The organism is Mesorhizobium sp. M2A.F.Ca.ET.037.01.1.1, from assembly GCF_003998075.1.
GTDB lineage: Bacteria > Pseudomonadota > Alphaproteobacteria > Rhizobiales > Rhizobiaceae > Mesorhizobium.
In genome coordinates, this window is record NZ_RZSA01000553.1 from 1 (window position 1) to 4,495 (window position 4,495).

Annotated in this window: 3 protein-coding genes; all 3 read left to right on the plus strand. The window is 68.5% G+C overall.

Annotation, left to right across the window (positions count from 1 at the left end; genetic code table 11):
• The coding region (locus tag EOA27_RS23915; RefSeq protein WP_145970496.1) for a phosphotransferase at positions 1-742 on the plus strand (742 nt) is incomplete at its 5' end.
• A complete protein-coding gene (locus EOA27_RS23920; RefSeq protein WP_126080112.1) occupies positions 739-1,476 on the plus strand; it encodes a nucleotidyltransferase family protein in 738 nt (245 codons plus the stop codon). The genes EOA27_RS23915 and EOA27_RS23920, both read left to right, overlap by 4 nt.
• A partial coding sequence (gene addB / locus EOA27_RS23925; RefSeq protein ID WP_127257415.1) for a double-strand break repair protein AddB occupies positions 1,473-4,495 on the plus strand: 3,023 nt, incomplete at its 3' end. The genes EOA27_RS23920 and addB, both read left to right, overlap by 4 nt.

The window sequence follows — 4,495 nt, forward strand, 5'->3', positions numbered from 1 at the left end:
GGGCTCGGAAGGCTTTCTCGCCGGCAATGGCGAGCCAGTCGCCGAACGCTACGAAGCAGCGGCCGAACTGCTTGCCATGATGCATGGCAAGGCCTGGCCCACGCGCATGGAAGCGGCGCCCGGCGTGGTCCACGACGTGCCGCCCTTCGATCGCGACGCCATGCTGATCGAGGCCGATCTTCTGGTCGACTGGTATGTGCCCTGGATCACCGGCGGTCCGGCGAGCGAGGACTTGCGAGCGGGCTATCACAAGGAATGGAACGCGGCGCTCGACCGCCTCGCCGGCAGCGAATACACGCTGATGCTGCGCGATTTCCATTCGCCCAACATCATCTGGCGGGCAGAGCGATCCGGCCTCGACCGGCTCGGCATCGTCGACGTCCAGGACGCGCTGATCGGGCCCGCCGCCTATGACGTCGCCTCCCTGGCCATGGACGCACGCGTCACCGTCTCGCCCGAGATCGAGCGCCGGACGGTCGCCGCCTATGTCGCGGCGCGGCACGCTGCGGGCGCCTTCCATGAAGCCGCTTTCGCCGAGGCCTACGCGATCATGGCGGCGCAGCGCAATTCGAAGATCCTCGGCATCTTCGTGCGGCTCGAAAAGCGCGACGGCAAGCCTTACTATCTGAAACACCTGCCGCGCATCCGCGACTATCTGAGGCGGGCGCTGGCGCATCCGGCGCTGGCCGGCCTGAAGGAATTCTACATGGCCCACGGCCTGCTCGAGGAACGGGTCCCATGAAGCCCCCAACCACGACGCCGAAGACAGCGATGGTGCTGGCGGCCGGGCTTGGCAAGCGCATGCGGCCGATCACCGACACGATGCCCAAGCCGCTGGTGAAGATCGCCGGCAAGACCTTGCTCGACTGGGGGCTGGACAGCCTGGAGGCCGCCGGCATCGCCAAGGCCGTCGTCAATGTGCACTATCTGCCCGAGCAGATCGTCGCCCATGTCGCCAGCCGGAAAGCTCCGAAGATCGTCATCTCCGACGAGCGCGAGGCGCTGCTGGAATCGGCGGGCGGCATCGTCAAGGCGCTGCCGCTTCTGGGCAGCGAGCCCTTCTACATCATCAACGCCGATACGTTCTGGATCGACAGCGGTCAGCCCAGCCTCAAGCGCCTTGCCCTTGCATGGGACGCCGCCAGAATGGATATTCTGCTGATGCTTACCGATCTCGACTCAGCGACCGGGCACTGCGTCGGCACCGATTTCCTGGTTGCCGCCGATGGAGCTCTACGGCGCTCGAAGGGTGATCCGACTGGCCTGATCTATGCCGGCGCCGCCATCATCCATCCGCGCATCTTCAAGGACGCGCCCACGGGCTCGCATTCGCTCAACGTCTATTTCGACAAGGCGATCGCCGCCGGGCGCCTGTTCGGCATGAAGATGAACGGGCGCTGGATCACCGTCGGCACGCCGGACGCCATTCCCGCCGCCGAAGCGGCCGTGGCCGGCGCGCTCGCGAAAGCGGTATGAGCGGCGCGCGCCGCGTCCTTTCCATCCCGCCCGGAGCGCCGTTCCTGCCGACGCTGGCGGAGGCGTTGCTCGACGGACGATTGATTCCCGGCTTTCGTTTCGACGGCGAGCCGCTGGCGCTGGCCGACGCGACCGTCTATGTGCCGACCCGACGCGCGGCGCGGGCGCTGCGCGGCGCCTTCGTCGACATTCTCGGTCAACGCTCGGCCATCCTGCCGACGGTGCGGCCGCTCGGCGAGTTCGACGAGGATGAGGCAGCCTTCGACGCAGAGGCGGCGCCGGCGATAGACCTCGCGCCGCCGATCGCGGCGCAGGAGCGATTGCTGTTGCTGGCGCCGCTGGTGCGTGCCTGGAAGGAAAGCCTGCCGGCGCATGTCAGAGAGCGGTTCAACGAGGAATTCGTCGTGCCGACCTCGGCCGCCGACGCCATCTGGCTGGCGCGCGACCTTGCCCGGCTGATGGACGAGATCGAGACCGAAGGCACGGATTGGGCGAAGCTCGCGACGCTGGTCACCGGCAATCTCGCCGGCTGGTGGCAGGTGACGCTCGATTTCCTCGGCATAGTCACCGACAACTGGCCGGAACTGCTCAAGGAGCGCAACCGCTCCAATCCGGCCGCGCATCGCAGCGCGCTGATCCGGCTGGAAGCGGCGCGGCTGAAGCGCAATCCGCCGGCCGGACCTGTGATCGCCGCCGGTTCGACCGGCTCGATTCCCGCCACGGCGGAACTGCTTGGCGTGATCGCCGGGCTGCCCAATGGCGCCGTCGTGCTGCCCGGGCTCGACCGCGAGCTGGACGACGCATCCTTCGCGGCGATCACGGCCCCCGGCGCGCGTCCGGCAACGCTCGGCCACCCGCAATATGGCCTCGCCAAGCTGATCGGCGGCATCGGCATCCAGCGCCGCGATGTCGAGGATGTCATCGCCGCGCCACCGCCGCTGGCGCTGCGGGCGGCCCTTGTCGGCGAGGCGCTGCGGCCCGCCGAAACCACCGAATACTGGACCGAAACGCGGCCGCGCTTCACGTCAGGCGATGTCGAACAGGCGCTTGCCGGCGTGACGCTGGTGGAAGCGGCGAACGAACGCGACGAGGCGGCGGCAATCGCCATTGCACTCAAACTTGCCGTCGAGGCACCGGGCAAGCGCGCGGCGCTCGTCACCGGCGACCGCGCGCTGGCGCGGCGGGTCTCGGCCGAGCTTCTGCGCTTCGGCGTCGTCGCCGACGATTCCGGCGGCGCGCCGCTCATCAACATACCGGCCGCCAGCCTGCTCAGGCTCGCGCTGAGCGCCGCGTTCCGGCCCGGCGACCCGGTAAGCCTGCTCTCCTTGCTCAAGCATCCGCTGCTCGGGCTCGGCCTCGAACGCCAGGCCGTGCGCAAGGCGGCCGAGTTGGTCGAGCTGGTCGCCTTGCGCGGCGGCACGGGCCGGCCGGATGTCGCATCGCTCGGCGCGCTTTTCGAGACGCGACTCGCGGAGCTGAGCGGCGATACGAGGCAGCCTTTCTGGTTTTCGCGGCTCACCGTGCGCGGCATCGAGCAGGCGCACGGCATGCTTGGCCGCCTTAGCAAGGCGCTCTCGCCGCTCACCGCTATGCGCGACGAGAAAGACGCCGATATCGCGACGCTGACCAGCGCAAGCGTCATCGCGCTGGAGGATCTCGGCCGCGCCGCCGATGGCAGCCTGGCGGAACTCTATGCCGGCGATGCCGGCGAGAAACTCGCCGAACTTTTGCGCGGACTGGTGGCGGCGTCCTCGCCCTTCACTTTCGCCGCCTCGGAATGGCCCGACGTGATCGAGGCGCTGATCGCGCCGGAGACGGTGAAGCCGGGGCAAGGCACCGACCGCAACATCGCCATCTGGGGCGCGCTGGAAGCGCGATTGCAGAATGTCGACATGCTGGTCATCGGCGGGCTCAATGAAGGGGTCTGGCCGCGCAAGCCCGATAGCGATCGCTTCATGTCGCGGCTGATGAAGACCGGCATCGACCTCGAACCGCCGGAGCGGCGCATCGGCCTTGCCGCGCATGATTTTCAGATGGCGATGGGCGCGGCGGAAGTGTTGCTGACACGGTCGGCGCGATCCGGCGATGCGCCGGCGGTGCCGTCGCGCTGGCTGCAGCGCATCCTGACCTTCATCAGCAAGGAGCCGGCGGCGGCCCTTCGCGGGCGGGGCGACGCGCTGCTTGGCTGGGCGCGCGCGCTCGATGCCGGCGAGAAGAAGGATTTCGCCGCCCGCCCGCAGCCCAGGCCGCCGCTCAGCATGCGCCCGCAGCATTTCTCGGTCACCGAGATCGAGACGCTGCGCCGCGACCCCTACGCGGTCTATGCGCGGCGCATCCTGGGGCTCTCGCCGCTCGAGCCGTTGATCCGCGATCCGGGCGCCGCCGAACGCGGCACGCTGTTCCACGAGATCCTGCATCTGTTCTCGCGGCGGGTGGAGGATCCAAGGGCGCCGAATGCGCTCTCGAGCCTCATCGAAGCCGGCCGTCTCTGCTTTGCCGAGGCAAAGCTTCCGCCGGACATCGAGGCCATCTGGTGGCCGCGTTTCGAAAAGCTCGCCGAGAATATCATCGAATGGGAGCATACCCGCGCCGATGCGGTCGCGAGGCGCTATGCCGAGGAACGCGCCGACAAGACGGTGGTCGGCCGCACCGGCGTGACGCTGTCGGGCTATGCCGACCGCGTCGACCTGCTGGCCGGCGGCATGGCCGACATACTCGACTACAAGACCGGCTCCTCGCCCTCGAAAGCGCAGGCGCACACGCTTTTGTCGCCGCAGCTTGCGCTGGAAGGCGCGCTGCTCAGGCGCGGCGCGTTCAGGGAACTGGGTATCCGCGAGCCCTCGCAGCTGGCCTTCGTGCGGCTGAAGCCGAATGGCGAGGTATTCGAGGAATCGATCCTCGAATACAACCGCAAGCCCCGCACCGCCAACGATCTCTCCGAGGAAGCCTGGGCGCGGCTAGAGCGGCTGCTGTTCCATTATGCCGACCCGACCACCGGCTATCTGTCGCGCGCCCTGCC

Coding starts and splice junctions, on each gene's coding strand:
- EOA27_RS23920 (WP_126080112.1), top strand. CDS start 739: ATGAAGCCCCCAACCACGACGCCGAAGACAGCGATGGTGCTGGCGGCC.